Below are 14,656 nucleotides of genomic sequence, written 5' to 3'. Positions count from 1 at the left end.
TCTATTCACCATCCTTTTCCCTGTTCATAGGAACTCTCACCGTAAATGTGGTTCCCTTACCGGGCTCACTATATACATTAATGGTGCCTCTATGAAGCGTTATTATATTTTTTGAAATAGACAGACCAAGACCGGTTCCTCCCGTATCACGGCTTCTCGCCTTATCGACTCTGTAAAATCTCTCAAATATATGATCTACGCAGTCATCAGGTATTCCAACACCGGTATCTGCCACTTTAATGTACAGATTGTTGTAATCCGCATTAAGGGATACTCTGATGGAACCACCTTCTATGTTGTACTTAATTCCGTTTTCAATAAGATTGGATATGGCAAGCGTAAACTTCACCTTATCTATATCTGCTTCAACATCACGGAAGCTTTCATAGGATATATCTATATTCCTCTTTCTTGCCAAAGGATTAAGTCTCTTTAGTATAACATCCATCAGTTCATTTATATCTGTTCTCTCAAAGTTCAGATTGCCCGAATCCTTCTCTGTCTTAACAAGGGTAAGAAGATCTGTGATTATCTGGCTCTCGCGGTCTATCTCAGACACAATATCCTTCATAAATTCACGGTACATGTCCGCAGGCACATTCTCCTGCATAAGAAGTGACTCAGACAGGACCTTCATTGATGTTATTGGCGTTTTTAATTCATGGGATACGTTTGAAACAAATTCCTGGCGGGATTCCTCAAGAACCTGTGCCTGTGCAAATACTTTATTTATGTCATTTGTCAGTATACACGTCTCCCTAAAACCACCTTTTATGTCAATGTGGCTGAGGAAACCGTCCTTCATGTTCTCCACATGTTTTCTGAGCTTCATGATATCACAGACGGAAAGTCTCGCAATAAGAAATGCCAGGATCACTGTAAATAATCCTATCAGCACAAGGATTACATACGAAAGCTTTCTCTGATATCTAAGCAGCGTATCTATGCTGTCTGTAGCGGCAACGATCACCGCAACACCTGAAATATTATTATCCCCCGAGGTAACCGGACTTACATAATGCACATATTGATCTGAATACTCCGCATATTTATCCAATTTGCCGGTCATAACCTTATAGATATCCGAATCCAGCAATATGCGTCCGTCCAGCTTGTGGTATGTATCCACAGCAACTCTGTAATTATCATCAAGCACTATTATCCTGCCTGCAAATGCACTGGCAAGAGTAGAAATATCATCATTGCAATAATAGTAATCCATCTCCCGGAGGCTTCCTCCAATGAGCATTTCATCAAGCTGCTCAGCCCCTTTAGCCAGCCTATGCTCCAGATCGTCCCTTAATCTTCTCTTTGTGTACAGGCATGTAACCACCAGAGCTGCAAATACAAATGTACACACCAGTAACAGTATCAGAAAGGTAATGGTAAGCTTTTGGCTTAATCTGAAGCTTCCCTCCTTCTGGGACTGCCCCCCTGTCTGCGGCTGCTGTTCTGCTTTTTCTGTTTCCGTACTTACTGCCTTATTCTCCATAACTGCCATCACTCACAATTAACCTTTAAAGAAATATCCTACTCCCCATTTGGTATGAATATACACAGGCTCACCCGGATTTTTCTCTATCTTCTCTCTCAATCTCCTGACATGTACATCCACTGTTCTTGCGTCTCCCGGATATGTGCTGCCCCATATGGTATCAAGGAGTTCATTTCTGGAATAAACCTTGTTAGGATGTGCCATAAGAAGCTCCAGCAGGTCAAATTCCTTAGCGGTAAGATTAAGCTCAGCCCCCTGGACAAACACTCTTCTGCTGTCAATCTCAACTTTCATGCCGTTGATCTCCATGATATTGGCAGGCTTAACAGGCTCTGTCTTTCTTCCGCTTCTTCTTAATATTGCCTTGATTCTTGCCTTAACCTCAAGGATATTAAATGGCTTGGTAATGTAATCATCAGCCCCATACTCCAGACCCATGATCTTGTCCATATCATCACCCTTTGCTGTAAGCATGATAATAGGTACATTGGAAAATTCCCTGACAAGCTGACACACCTCTATTCCTGTATAAACAGGAAGCATGATGTCCAACAATACAATATCGTAATTATTATTCTTTATCTTCTCAAAGGCCTCGCCACCATCGTAGGCAACGTCAACCTCCATATCATCCTGCTCAAGACTAAATTTCAGTCCCTTAACTATTAATTTCTCATCATCTACCACAAGAACTCTCTTCATTATTAACTTTCCTCCCAGATTCGGATTCCTGCCAGGCCTGTCCAAAACCTTCTGCCTTCACCATCCTCCGGCACAAAATCCTGTCAGTCTGCTGCATGTACCCTGTTGTTTCTTCTATATGCAAATACTGTCTTTTATCTTCTCGTAAAGGGCATCACCTATGCCATTTACATTCTTAATCTCATCTATTGAACTGAATGCTCCGTTTTGGCTTCTGTATTCCACTATCGCCCGGGCTTTCTTCTGCCCGATACCGGAAATAGCTGTCAGTTCCTCTTCTGACGCGGTATTTATATTCACTCTGCTATCTGACCCATTCCCGGAGCCACCGCTGTTCCCACCGGCAGACGTTCCTTCGCTTCCGGCACTCAGTCCACCCCCGGTTGAGGGATAGCCACCATCTCCGGGAACCACTTCGCCCTCATGGGGAAAATAAATCTTCTCACCATCCGTTACAAATGCTGCAAGATTTATTCCTGATGTATCGGCGTCCTCGGCAAATCCCCCTGCCGCAATAAGTGCGTCGTTGTATCTGCTGCCTGCCGGAATATAATACAAGCCCTCGGTCTTAACTGCTCCGCAGACAAATACACACAACGCGCCGTCAGATGTAACACCATCACCATGACCATCTGTTGATCCATTACCGGATCTTCCTTCTGAGCCACCATCTACTGCAGCAGCTTCATCCTGTACATCCTTTGAACTATCACCTGATATGTCCTCTTCACCGGAATCGTCCTTCGAACCGCCACTTCCCGAAACAGCTTCTGTCCCGGTAGTCTCACTGCTGTCACCGGAATTGTAGGAAATGGTTTCCCCACATCCCGAAAGTGAGACAGCTCCCATGAATATCAACATCCATACAAGAAATGCCCTTACAAATACCTGCTTATTAATTTTATTCAAATAGTCTACCTCCTGTCATTGCATACACCCATTGGGTAATGAACCCATTTCATTGCAATATCAGGACGCTAAACGCACACACTATAATTTTAACCAAGTTTCAACTTTTTTACAATATTATTTTCAAACTATTAATAAAATATTTCTTTCATGTAAATCAGAAAAATAAAAGGAATATATAGTCTGCAGTGACCATAGTGAAAGGGGTCACTAATACTATATATTCCTTATTTTTCCGTACGGCATGGTCAAGCTTAACCCTTGCCCCACTCTATTAAACTATTATGAACTGTAATCTGCCATGTAATTAAAACAACGGTGTCTTAAGAATAGCAGTACCAATACCCTTCTCAGTAAAGAACTCAAGAAGCAGGCAGTGTTCAAGACGTCCGTCAAGGATATGGACTCTTGCTACGCCGTTATCCATTGCCGCAATACAGTTGTTAAGCTTTGGAAGCATACCGCCGCCAACTACACCATTGTCAATAAGCTCTCTGGCCTCGTCCAGGTTCATCTCCGAAATAAGAGTTGACTTGTCTGTAGGATCGATGAATACTCCCTCGATATCTGTAAGGAATACCAGCTTCTCTGCATTTAAGGCTGTTGCAACCGCACACGCTGCGTCATCTGCATTTATGTTATAATCTTCAAATTCATCACTTACACCGATAGGGGCTACAACAGGAATGAAGTCATGCTCAATCAGGGTGTTGAGGATCTCTGTGTCAACCTCTGTGACCTCACCTACATAACCTATATCCTTGCCGCCGGGGAAACGCTTCTTAACCTTTAAGAGTCCGCCGTCCTTGCCGCTTATACCAACTGCCTTAAGACCAACCTGCTGCATAAGGCTTACAAGGCTCTTATTTACCTTTGAGAGAACCATCTCTGCGATCTCCATGGTCTCTGCGTCGGTAACACGAAGACCGTTTATGAACTCAGCCTCCTTGCCAACCTTCTCTACCCACTTGCTGATCTCCTTGCCGCCGCCATGAACGATGACAGGCTTCATGCCCACAAGCTTTAAGAGGGCAACGTCCTTGATAACATTGTATTTAAGCTTCTCATCAAGCATTGCACTTCCACCATACTTTACAACCACTGTCTTGCCCTGGAACTTCTGTATAAAAGGAAGTGCCTCTATAAGGGTCTGTGCCTTTGAAATGATCTGTTCTACTGAATAATCGCCTTTTACCATTTTATCTTACTCCTCGCTTTCCACTATGTAACAATCTACTTTCTGTATTCTGCATTTATCTTGATGTAATCATATGTGAGATCACAGCCCCAGGCAGTTGCCTCAGCCTTTCCAAGCTTCAGGTCAACAGTGCAGGTAACACTCTTCTCCGAAAGGATCCTGGTTGCGTATTCCTCATCATATTCCGTTGCCATACCATTTTCAACTATCAACAGCTCTCCCACACTGCTGGCAATATGGAGGTCTGTCCTGTAGGGATCAAAATGTGCCCCACTCTGTCCCATGGCACTTATAAATCTGCCCCAGTTAGCATCTGAGCCGTATATGGCACACTTTATAAGGTTTGAACACACAATAGCCTTTGCAAGCTTTCTGGCATTTATGAGGTTAGGTGCATTTACCACGTCCACCTGGAACATCCTGGTGGCTCCCTCACCGTCTGCCGCTATAGCCTTGGCAAAGTATGTGTTTATATATTTTAATGCCTCTGCAAATACCTTAACGTCCTCGGTATCAGCTTCTGTAAGCACCGGATTTCCCGCCATTCCATTTGCAAATATCATTACCGTATCATTTGTAGACATATCTCCGTCCACAGATACCATGTTGTAGGTCTCGTCCACATCCTCCTTAAGAAGCCTGTGAAGAAGATCATATTCCACATTGAGATCTGTTGTGATAAAGCTCAGTACCGTGCCAAGGTTGGGATTTATCATTCCTGAGCCCTTGCACATTCCACCGATGGTTATGTCCCTGCCCTTTATCTTTATCTTAACCGCTATCTCCTTATTATAGAGATCAGTGGTCATTATGGCATGACTGGCATCGGTACCGTGGGCTATGTCATAGTCGTAATCCTTGACCAACATATCTATGCCATGCCTGATGGTATCCATCGGAAGTCTGAGACCTATTACTCCTGTGGAGGCTACCGCAATGCTTTCTCTGTCTATATTTAGTTTTCTTCCAAGGTATTCCGCCGTTTCCACCACGTCATGATATCCCGCATCGCCGGTACAGGTATTTGCCACGCCGCTGTTTACCACCAGTGCCTGACATTTCTTCTTCCCGTCGGTCAAACTGCGATCCCACATAACAGGAGCCGCTTTCACTACATTTAAGGTGTAGGTTCCAACCGTAACTGCCGGAACGTCACTGACCAGCAGTGCCATATCCTTCTTGAGCTTGTTCTTTCTTACACCTGCATGTACGCCGCCTGCACGAAATCCCTTCGGTGCTGTTACTCCACCTGAGATTATCTCCATGTCTTTCTCCGATTTTTATTTCTTTATGGGAATATAGGAGCCATCATGAGCCCCTCTTCCTCAGGGAGTCCAAACATAAGGTTCATGTTCTGGACTGCCTGGCCGGCGGCACCCTTTACTATGTTGTCAAGGGCTCCCATTGCCACTATCCTGTTGGTTCTTTCATCTATCTTGAAGTTCACATCAACGTAATTGCTTCCCTCTACCCATCTGGTCTCAGGGCATACATCCTTATCAAGGACTCTCACAAATCTCTCGGCAGCATAGTACTTGTCGTAAACTGCCTTTACCTGCTCGTATGTTACCTTCTCCTTTAGGTTGCCGTAAGCTGTTACAAGGATACCTCTGTTCATTGGAACAAGGTGCGGTGTGAAGTTTATAAGTATCTTCTCGCCACAGGCGTAACCAAGCTGCTCCTCGATCTCAGGGGTGTGTCTGTGGGTTGTAACGCCGTATGCCTTTATGCTTTCATTTACCTCGCAGAAGAGATTTGCAAGCTTGGCACTTCTTCCTGCCCCAGAGGTTCCTGACTTAGCATCTATTATAATTGAATTAGGATCGATAAGCCCTTCCTTAACTAACGGATATAAGGTAAGGATCGAGCATGTGGTGTAGCAGCCCGGATTTGCCAGGAGACGACAGTTCTTAACCTTATCCCTGTTGATCTCACAGAGACCATACACAGCTTCATCTATGAACTCAGGGCTCTTGTGTTCTATCTTGTACCACTTCTCATATGTAGCAACATCCTTTATCCTGAAGTCAGCACTAAGATCAATGATCTTAACCTTGCTAAGTATCTTCTCATTCACCAGTGAGGCACAGAGTCCCTGTGGTGTAGCGGTGAATATTACATCAACCTTCTCTGCAAGCTCTTCCATATTATCGTCCATGCACTTGTCATCTACGATCTGGAACATGTTGCCGTATACCTCATAATACTTCTTATCAATATAACTTCTTGAGCCATACCAGACTATCTCTGCGTCCTTATGTCCCAGAAGTATTCTTACGATTTCCTGTCCTGCATATCCTGTAGAACCTATGATACCTGCTTTAATCATACCTTGTGTCCTTCCATTCCTATTTCTTATGTGAAATTTACAAAATCATTCTAACACTGCAAATACGTCCTTGTATGCCATCGATTTATCAGTATGCATACAGATTACATACTACTCTTATTTATCCACATAGTCAAATTTTTTGCTTCGTATACGATGGTATATACTCTGTCTTATTGCCATACATACAAACAAGATACGAGCCTGCGGTTGTATTCAGTTATACAAACTTCTTATCCCGTGCTTCGCTTGGTTTATAATTATACATTCTTCATGCATAATATGCAAGATGTTTTTCGATTATATTTTCTATTGCCGCTATTCTTCTGCAAACGTGGCTATTTCGTGGCATTTTCTAAGTGTTTGCAAGTGGGTTTCCAGTTTTTTCTCAATGCATATTATAATATTTTCATGTATATTTTTTTGTATATTTTCTTTTTTAGGCTTGCATATTATTCATAGTAGTTGTATATTAGACAAAAAGAGAATTTTTATTCAGGAGGATTTATAAAATGGCAAAAGAAAAAGTTGTCCTTGCTTATTCAGGTGGTCTTGATACCACTACTATCATACCTTGGTTAAAGGATTTCTATGACTACGAAGTTATCTGTGCATGTATAGATGTAGGTCAGGAAAGCGAGCTTGACGGTCTTGATAAGAGAGCAAAGGAATCAGGTGCTTCTAAGTTATATATCTGTGATGTTGTTGATGAATTATGTGATAATTACATAATGCCTACTGTTAAGGCTGACGCAGTTTACGAGAACAAGTATCTTCTCGGCACATCATTTGCAAGACCTCTTATTGCTAAGGAGCTTGTTCGTATAGCCCGTGAAGAGGGTGCTGTTGCTATCTGCCACGGTGCTACAGGTAAGGGAAATGACCAGCTCCGTTTCGAGCTTTCTATTAAAGCCCTTGCACCGGACATCAAGGTTATCGCTGTATGGCGTGATCCAAAGTGGACACTTCAGTCAAGAGATGATGAGATCGCATTCTGTAAGGCTCATGGCATTGATCTTCCATTTGACGCAAGCCATTCATACAGCCGTGACAGAAACATCTGGCATATAAGCCATGAGGGTCTTGAGCTTGAGAACCCTGCATGTGCTCCTAACTATGATGACCTTCTTGTATTAAGCGTAACCCCACAGAACGCTCCAGATGAGGCTGAGGATGTTGAGCTTGAGTTCGAAGCAGGTATGCCTGTTGCAATAAACGGCAAGAAGATGAAGACCTCTGACATCATCAGAGAGCTTAACGCTCTCGGAGGCAAGCATGGTATTGGTATCATTGATATTGTTGAGAACCGTGTTGTCGGTATGAAGTCAAGAGGTGTTTACGAGACTCCCGGCGGAACAATCCTTATGGAAGCTCACAAGCAGCTTGAGGAGATCTGCCTTGACCGTGAGACTCTTGCATTCAAGAAGATCGTTTCAACAAGATTTGCAGATCTTGTGTATGAAGGAAAATGGTTCACACCACTCCGTGAAAGCCTTTCAGCATTTGTTGATGAGACAGACAAGACTGTTACAGGTACAGTTAAGATGAAGCTCTACAAGGGTAACATCATCAAGCAGGGAACAACCTCTCCATACTCACTTTACTCAGAGAGCCTTGCTTCATTCACAACCGGTGATCTTTATGATCACAAGGACGCTTCAGGCTTCATCAACCTCTTTGGTCTTTCAATGAAGGTTCGTGCAATGCTTAAGGCCGAGCGTGAGAAGAAGGAAGAGAAATAATATTTTTTCGCAGATAAAATACAGGGGCTATACAGTCTTGATGACACACAGTCATCACAGATTGTATAGCCCCCTTTTTCAGTTCTGTATACTCTTTTTGTTCTTTCCCACTACCAGGGTCATCATGAAGATCGCCACGGCAAATAATACCTGGACTCCCATTGCCTGTAGTGTCACACCAAGCTTTCCACTGCCGTTCTTATATATGTTCTCGCAGGCGATCACATACCAATATGCAGGAAGAAAATGTGCTACCTTTATGACTCCTGCTCCAAGATACTGCATAGGCACAAATACGCCGGATAAAAATGCCATTCCAAGACCTACTATGTTGGAGAGCATTGAAACCACCTGGTCATTTGCCGCCACCTTACTGAACAGGAAGGCAATATTCACTGCCACTAACATGTACACAAGCATATTGGCCATGTAAAGACAACTCTGGACAGTAAGCAGATTGTCCCGGAGCATTATTCCATCCATCATAACATACGGCACACAGCCCCCAAGTCCTGTAATGATAACCGCAAGAAGCAGCTCCTTATTGATATTCACATATTTGTATGATGAACACTGGATCCTGTTTCTAAGCTCCTTTTTGTTATAGATCATAAGTATCGGCGTTATAACATTCACAAGCTGCATAAGCAGTATCCACGGTATATAGGAATAAAGCCGCTCCTGCTTGGAGAAATAACTTTTATTCCCCTTAAGCTTCACCTCCGCATGTTCCTTAAGGGAGTCTCCTATGATATCTGCTGCCTCCCCCTCATCATAGCCTGCCGCCATCAGAGTAGAAAGCTTCTGCATAAAGCCGTTCATGTCTCCCTCAAATAAGCTTGCGGTGTCAGTTCCTGGGATTGTCATGAGCTTTAACATCCCATCGGCATTTCCCGCCTTAACTGCCTCACCAAAGCCCTCCGGTATCACCAGATAACAGTGTATGTTCCTGTTGTAAAGGGCATCCTGAACAGACTCCTTATCCTCATCAATGCCAGCCACCCTTTCATGGTGCTCACTCAGGTAATCCGTCAGTTCCTTTGATATGCTGCTTCCATCATGATCCGAATATGCAAATAAACACTGCTTATCCGTGTACTCCGTTTCCTCCTCAGTGCTGACATTCAATATGATCATCATCATTCCTATGAATATTCCAAGCCACATTAACACCTGGCCTACATATCTTCGGAGTATCTTAAAATAAGACTTAAACACTTGCATATTTATTCCTCCTTACTATCAGGATACTCACAGCCACAAGGAGCACCGACTCTATTACAAGGGTCACTATATCCTTTGTAAATCTGTTGTAGTTATCATATACATTTAACGTATAGAAGCAGTCTGTGATAAGTGCCGCCGGGTTTATCCTGTTGATCACCGGGCACTTCATTTCTATCATGTTCTTAAGTCCCGACACACACAGATCTGCCATAACAGAAAGTGCCATGGACACTCCCACTGCTATACCTATCTTACCACCGACACCGATATTTCTTATGCTTCCGATTATGACGCCCATGGCAAGGCCTATCATGCAGCCTACAAACAGTGTAAGGATGATCGCCGGATATTTGTGTCCAAAGTCCACTCCAAGAAAGGTCATATACAGAAGGGTTATAAGCTCAACAACAAAATGTATGAACAGCATTGCCGCATATTCCGCACATACTATCATCAGCTTTCCGGTGGCTGATATGTTTCTCCTCATTCCCAGGGCACTTACATTTCCCTGGATGTTGTGAGTTGTATACAGGGATGAAAATGAGGCGAAGAGACAACTCATGGCAAATATAGCAAAGAAATAATTATTGTACTGATCCTGGGAGCCGTCGGTGGTTGCCTCCTCTGTATAGAATACAGTATCCCATAACATAGATCCCATGATCTCCGACAGCTTATCCGGATCATCCTCTGCAATCTTCTTATACATATAGCTGTTCTGTAGATACTGATCCAATATATTCTTGACCGTTGATGTTTTGTAGTTCTCATCTCTTGTATCCATATGACAGTCCCCGGAATATATGACCGCACACACCTCATCATTGTTTAAAGCGTCCTGTGCCTCCTGCTCATCCATTACTTCCGGCTCAATAAGTGCCTCACCATTCTCTCCCTTTATGGATGAGAATAAGGTATTAAGCATTAACGAATTGTCCGTCTCCTGTTCCACCAGAGCCACCTTCACGTCCTTAAACATCTCACCCTTCTCCATAAGATTGCCCATGGCCATATACATGAAGGTTGCCAGGGCTATGGGGAATATCAGGGTCCAGAAGAGCGTCACCTTTCCGTTTATTATTGTTTTTATGCAATATTTAAAATTGTGAAAAAACATATTCGTTTCCCTCCTTAAGATATAAAGTGCACCATTTTAATATGCACCTTCGATGCATGAGCACCTCCTAGTCCCTAAGTTCCTTTCCGGTAATCTCAAGGAATACATCATTTAAGGTTGGAAGCTCTGTATATACTCTTCCGTAGGTTATGTCCCTGTCCTTAAGAAGCTCCATAAGTCTTATGATATTATGGCTTCCGCCGGAGAAATAAACCTTGACGCTTTCATCCCTCATTACAACGTCATACACATGAGGGACAGCCTTTATGGAAGTAAGAAGCTCCTCTGTAACGTCAGCGATCTCAACTGTAATGGTCTCCGTATTCTTGATCATCCGCTTAAGCTCTTCCTTGGTTCCCAGAGCCACACTCTTGCCCTTATCCATAATGAGGATACGGTCGCAGAGCTGCTCCACCTCCTCCATGTAATGAGACGTATAAACTATAGTTGCCCCTTCCCTGTTAAGCTTCTTTATCCCCTCAAGGATATTGTTTCTGCTCTGGGGATCAACTGCCACAGTCGGCTCATCGAAGAAAATGAGCTTTGGCTTGTGGGCAATCCCGCAGGCTATGTTAAGTCTTCTTAACAGACCTCCCGACAGCTTCTTTGGAACAAACTTCCTGTAGTCTGCTATATCAACAAATTCCATTGCTTCCTCCACATATCCGGCACGAAGTTTCTTGTCCTTTATGTACAGTCCGCAGAAGTAATCTATATTATCATATACGTTAAGCTCGTCAAATACCGCCACATTCTGCATTACCACTCCTATGTCCCGCTTAAGGTCATAGCTTCCGGAAGTCATCTTCTTTCCGAACACCTTAATGTCGCCCTTATCATATGAAAGCAGAGAAAGGATACAATTTATGGTGGTGGTCTTTCCTGATCCATTCGGTCCCAGAAGACCGAATACCTCTCCCTCTTTAACACTCATATTAAAATGATCCAGTGCCAGCATATCCTTATACCGCTTCACCAGATTATTTACCTCTATGGCATATTCCATTTTCAATCCCTCCTTAATTGAACATCAGCCCATAATAAATCGCCTACGGCGAGGGCTGACGCTACATGTCAAGTTTTCATAGAAAACTTGACACATCCTGCTGTTGACACGGCTCACAAAGTGATGACGTGTAGTGCTTATCTTATATTTATATATTACAATTTTTCTCTGTCTTCTCATAGTGAGTAAGGTCATTAAATTATGTGACATTTGTCATTATTGCTTTTCCTTGAGGCTGCCTGTATACTTATCAACAGGAATATATCAATTACAGCCAGGCTTAGGAGGACTCGGGGGAAGACTATAAACAGGAGGAGCATTATGGGGATTATCTGGTCTAAATTATTTCTTTATATATCCGGATTTCTGCCGGTGTTATGCCGGGAAAGCTATGACCTTCCTATGGTTGCTTCCTGTCTCTTAGGTATTATCGGGGCAAATATCTCCTACGTCATACTGGAGGATATTCTGACAAAAAAAGATCCCATTACCGACCTTGATATGAAAAACAGACACAGGTATAAAATGTGGTGCAGTCTTATTATCTCCCTGATATTTCTATCAGCTATTAAGCTTTCCTGTGTGGTCCTCTTCCTGCCGGTGATGCTATACGATTGTATAAGATACAGACTTAAGGTTCCTATGGTGATGGCAGGAGTTGTATATGTATATTCATTTGCAGATATATTCACAGGCATATCTCAGGCTGCCGGTACTGCTCCATCAATATTTACCCCGGTGGCGGTAGCCCTTCTTGTGGCACTGGCTGTCCATCTGGAGCATGGGGACAGACAGAACCTGCAGCTTAAGGAAGAGCTTAAGGTACTTCACGACGACCAGACGGAGAAGGACATGATACAGAAGGAGCACGATCGTATGCTCATGGAAAATCAGAATAACATGATATACATGGCAACCCTTAAAGAGCGAAACCGGATTGCAAGAGAGATACACGACAATGTGGGACACACCCTGACCCGCTCCATCCTGCAGCTTGGAGCCATAAAGGCGATAAATACGGAGCCTGTCCTTAAGAAGCCTCTGGAGGATCTCCACGGCTCCCTGGGTGACGCCATGACAAATATAAGAAAAAGTGTCCACGATCTCCATGACGAATCCATAGATCTTGAAAGCTCCATAAGACAGCTTACAGAAGGGATCTCAGCCCTTGATATACATGTGGACTACGACATGAGCAACACCATCCCAAAGGATATAAAGTATTCATTCATAGCCATAACCAAGGAGGCTGTGAGTAATGCCGTAAAGCACAGCAACGGAGATACCCTGGACATACTTCTCCGGGAACATCCGGGCTTCTATCAGCTTATTGTAAAGGATAACGGAACTGACATTAAGATAAACAATACCGGTATAGGACTTGCCAATATAACCGACAGGGTAAATGCCATGAAGGGCACCCTTAAGATATCCACCGACAATGGTTTTAAGCTTCTTATTACGGTGGCAAAGTAAATGTGAAAGGATCTGAAACATTATATGAATATATTGATCGTAGATGATGACCAGTTGGTGTCACTGTCCATAAAGACAATTCTTGAAGCCACCACTGACATAAATATATCGGCGGTGGGAAAAAGTGGGCAGGAAGCCATAGAGCTGTACAGAGAATATAAGCCTGACGTTCTTCTTATGGATATAAGGATGGAGGGCATGACAGGACTTGAGGCCGGCAAGCTTATCATGAAGGAATTTCCTGCGGCAAAGATACTGCTTTTAACCACCTTCTCTGATGACGAATACATCGTAAAGGCAATACAGATGGGAGCTAAGGGCTACATACTAAAACAGGATTTTGAAAGCATTGCCCCTGCCATTAATGCCGTATACAATGGGCAGACAGTATTCGGTGGTGAGGTAATGACAAGGATACCCGCCCTTATGTCAGATAATGGAAAAAAACACCACTCCCCTGCCGACTTCGGTCTGTCTGACAAGGAGTATGAGATCATCACCCTTATTGCGGACGGACTTAACAACCGGGAGATCGCAGAGAAGCTCTTTCTTGGTGAAGGTACCATAAGAAATTATATAAGCAATATCCTTGACAAGCTGGAGCTTCGTGACAGGACACAGCTTGCATGCTTTTATTATAAGAATTTATAAAAATACCCTCAGGTTGTCAGGGCTTCCTCCGACTTCCTGAGGGTATCTTTTTAACATTTTACATAATTCAATATCATTTCTTTAAGCAGCAGAAGCTCCGGGGTGTAATCTTTATTCCATTCTGCTCCCCATATGAAGCCTCCTGCATAATGAGTACATGCCGCCATCATTGTATGCACTGTCACACGCATAAATTCATCCTGGGGTATATCTGTGCGAAAGGTTTTATCTTCCTTTGCCTTCTCATACATCATATCAAATCTCGTATCTGCCGAAATAAGCGAGGCACGGAATTCCTTCAATTCGTCATCAGAAACACCCTCGTGAGTGACGTAATAATTAAAGTTATCATTGTACACCAGAAGCTCCTTGTGGTTTCTGTACATGTCGATATAACTGTCCAGTGTAAATATAAATCGTCCGATGGCAGGTATATCTCCTACTGATGATATTGGTCTTCTCTCGTCCAGTTCATCCAGATATTCCTTCCACTTGGCAGCACAGACTGCGATAACCAGCTCTGTCTTGCCGGCATAACAGCGGAACAATGTCGCCCTGCCTATACCTGCCGCCTGGGCTATCTCTCCCATGCTTACTGCTTCGATCTTCTTCTCAACAAATACCTTAAAGGCTGTATCAATGATCTTCTTATTACGTGCGTGCTCCTTTGCAAGCTGATGCTCTGACTTACTCACTTCTTAACTTACCTTCTTTTGCATTACTCCGTTCTTCACATAGTATACAGAACCCTTATATGTTACATTACCTGTGTACTTGAAGTCAACCCTTCCATTCTTAACATAA

At 43.3% G+C, this 14,656-nt stretch carries 14 protein-coding genes; 3 read left to right on the top strand and 11 right to left on the bottom strand.

What is annotated here, in order from left to right; translation table 11 throughout:
* Nucleotide 1: 1 nt before the first annotated feature.
* The 6 genes from DXB54_RS07265 to argC all read right to left on the bottom strand — a co-directional run bounded on the left by DXB54_RS07265 (nt 2) and on the right by argC (nt 6,633).
* Complete coding sequence (locus tag DXB54_RS07265; protein WP_243104776.1) at nt 2-1,492, bottom strand: sensor histidine kinase; 1,491 nt, start codon at nt 1,490-1,492, stop codon at nt 2-4.
* A gap of 18 nt (nt 1,493-1,510) precedes the next feature.
* Nucleotides 1,511-2,197, bottom strand: coding sequence for a response regulator transcription factor (locus tag DXB54_RS07260; RefSeq protein WP_021938256.1), 687 nt, complete (start codon nt 2,195-2,197; stop codon nt 1,511-1,513).
* A 114-nt stretch (nt 2,198-2,311) separates the two neighbouring features.
* Complete coding sequence (locus tag DXB54_RS07255) at nt 2,312-3,106, bottom strand: helix-hairpin-helix domain-containing protein (protein WP_118694741.1); 795 nt, start codon at nt 3,104-3,106, stop codon at nt 2,312-2,314.
* A 307-nt stretch (nt 3,107-3,413) separates the two neighbouring features.
* A complete protein-coding gene (gene argB / locus DXB54_RS07250) occupies nt 3,414-4,304 on the bottom strand; it encodes an acetylglutamate kinase (RefSeq protein ID WP_021938258.1) in 891 nt (296 codons plus the stop codon).
* Nucleotides 4,305-4,339: 35 nt separating this feature from the next.
* Nucleotides 4,340-5,569 carry a bifunctional glutamate N-acetyltransferase/amino-acid acetyltransferase ArgJ gene (gene argJ, locus DXB54_RS07245; protein WP_118694740.1) on the bottom strand — a complete coding sequence of 410 codons (1,230 nt, stop codon included), beginning with the start codon at nt 5,567-5,569 and terminating at the stop codon, nt 4,340-4,342.
* A gap of 23 nt (nt 5,570-5,592) precedes the next feature.
* Nucleotides 5,593-6,633, bottom strand: a complete 1,041-nt coding sequence (argC, locus tag DXB54_RS07240) for an N-acetyl-gamma-glutamyl-phosphate reductase (protein ID WP_118694739.1) — start codon at nt 6,631-6,633, stop codon at nt 5,593-5,595.
* Between the two features lie 512 nt (nt 6,634-7,145).
* Here argC and DXB54_RS07235 point away from each other — a divergent pair.
* Nucleotides 7,146-8,375, top strand: a complete 1,230-nt coding sequence (locus tag DXB54_RS07235) for an argininosuccinate synthase (RefSeq protein WP_118694738.1) — start codon at nt 7,146-7,148, stop codon at nt 8,373-8,375.
* A 78-nt stretch (nt 8,376-8,453) separates the two neighbouring features.
* On the opposite strand, the gene DXB54_RS07230 is transcribed toward DXB54_RS07235, so the two are convergent.
* The 3 genes from DXB54_RS07230 to DXB54_RS07220 all read right to left on the bottom strand — a co-directional run bounded on the left by DXB54_RS07230 (nt 8,454) and on the right by DXB54_RS07220 (nt 11,725).
* Nucleotides 8,454-9,599, bottom strand: a complete 1,146-nt coding sequence (locus DXB54_RS07230) for an ABC transporter permease (RefSeq protein ID WP_118694737.1) — start codon at nt 9,597-9,599, stop codon at nt 8,454-8,456.
* Nucleotides 9,586-10,719 (bottom strand): ABC transporter permease, encoded by a 1,134-nt coding sequence (locus DXB54_RS07225; protein ID WP_118694736.1) that lies wholly within the window; start codon nt 10,717-10,719, stop codon nt 9,586-9,588. The genes DXB54_RS07230 and DXB54_RS07225 overlap by 14 nt, the downstream gene beginning before the upstream one ends.
* A 67-nt stretch (nt 10,720-10,786) precedes the next feature.
* Nucleotides 10,787-11,725: an ABC transporter ATP-binding protein gene (locus DXB54_RS07220; protein WP_118694735.1), complete on the bottom strand. Its 939-nt coding sequence runs from the start codon at nt 11,723-11,725 to the stop codon at nt 10,787-10,789.
* Between the two features lie 321 nt (nt 11,726-12,046).
* Here DXB54_RS07220 and DXB54_RS07215 point away from each other — a divergent pair, with 321 nt between their 5' ends.
* Together DXB54_RS07215 and DXB54_RS07210 are read left to right on the top strand one after the other, a co-directional pair.
* Nucleotides 12,047-13,201 (top strand): sensor histidine kinase, encoded by a 1,155-nt coding sequence (locus DXB54_RS07215; protein WP_118694734.1) that lies wholly within the window; start codon nt 12,047-12,049, stop codon nt 13,199-13,201.
* Between the two features lie 24 nt (nt 13,202-13,225).
* Entirely contained in the window at nt 13,226-13,852 is a 627-nt protein-coding gene (locus tag DXB54_RS07210; RefSeq protein WP_118694733.1) for a response regulator transcription factor, read from the top strand.
* Nucleotides 13,853-13,902: 50 nt separating this feature from the next.
* On the opposite strand, the gene DXB54_RS07205 is transcribed toward DXB54_RS07210, so the two are convergent.
* Complete coding sequence (locus DXB54_RS07205) at nt 13,903-14,547, bottom strand: TetR/AcrR family transcriptional regulator (protein ID WP_118694732.1); 645 nt, start codon at nt 14,545-14,547, stop codon at nt 13,903-13,905.
* A 3-nt stretch (nt 14,548-14,550) separates the two neighbouring features.
* Nucleotides 14,551-14,656 (bottom strand): hypothetical protein (locus DXB54_RS12395; protein ID WP_442872134.1); only part of this gene is annotated, 106 nt, incomplete at its 5' end.

The organism is Coprococcus sp. OM04-5BH (assembly GCF_003482105.1).
GTDB lineage: Bacteria > Bacillota > Clostridia > Lachnospirales > Lachnospiraceae > Coprococcus.
This window is presented reverse-complemented; position numbering and strand designations above follow the sequence as displayed.

Bases quoted from the DNA above. Each gene is read 5' to 3' on its own strand.
- DXB54_RS07230 (WP_118694737.1), bottom strand. From the start codon at position 9,599: ATGCAAGTGTTTAAGTCTTATTTTAAGATACTCCGAAGATATGTAGGC.
- DXB54_RS07260 (WP_021938256.1), bottom strand. From the start codon at position 2,197: ATGAAGAGAGTTCTTGTGGTAGATGATGAGAAATTAATAGTTAAGGGA.
- DXB54_RS07210 (WP_118694733.1), top strand. From the start codon at position 13,226: ATGAATATATTGATCGTAGATGATGACCAGTTGGTGTCACTGTCCATA.
- DXB54_RS07265 (WP_243104776.1), bottom strand. From the start codon at position 1,492: ATGGAGAATAAGGCAGTAAGTACGGAAACAGAAAAAGCAGAACAGCAG.
- argC (WP_118694739.1), bottom strand. From the start codon at position 6,633: ATGATTAAAGCAGGTATCATAGGTTCTACAGGATATGCAGGACAGGAA.
- DXB54_RS07225 (WP_118694736.1), bottom strand. From the start codon at position 10,719: ATGTTTTTTCACAATTTTAAATATTGCATAAAAACAATAATAAACGGA.
- DXB54_RS07220 (WP_118694735.1), bottom strand. From the start codon at position 11,725: ATGGAATATGCCATAGAGGTAAATAATCTGGTGAAGCGGTATAAGGAT.
- DXB54_RS07215 (WP_118694734.1), top strand. From the start codon at position 12,047: ATGGGGATTATCTGGTCTAAATTATTTCTTTATATATCCGGATTTCTG.
- argJ (WP_118694740.1), bottom strand. From the start codon at position 5,569: ATGGAGATAATCTCAGGTGGAGTAACAGCACCGAAGGGATTTCGTGCA.
- argB (WP_021938258.1), bottom strand. From the start codon at position 4,304: ATGGTAAAAGGCGATTATTCAGTAGAACAGATCATTTCAAAGGCACAG.
- DXB54_RS07235 (WP_118694738.1), top strand. From the start codon at position 7,146: ATGGCAAAAGAAAAAGTTGTCCTTGCTTATTCAGGTGGTCTTGATACC.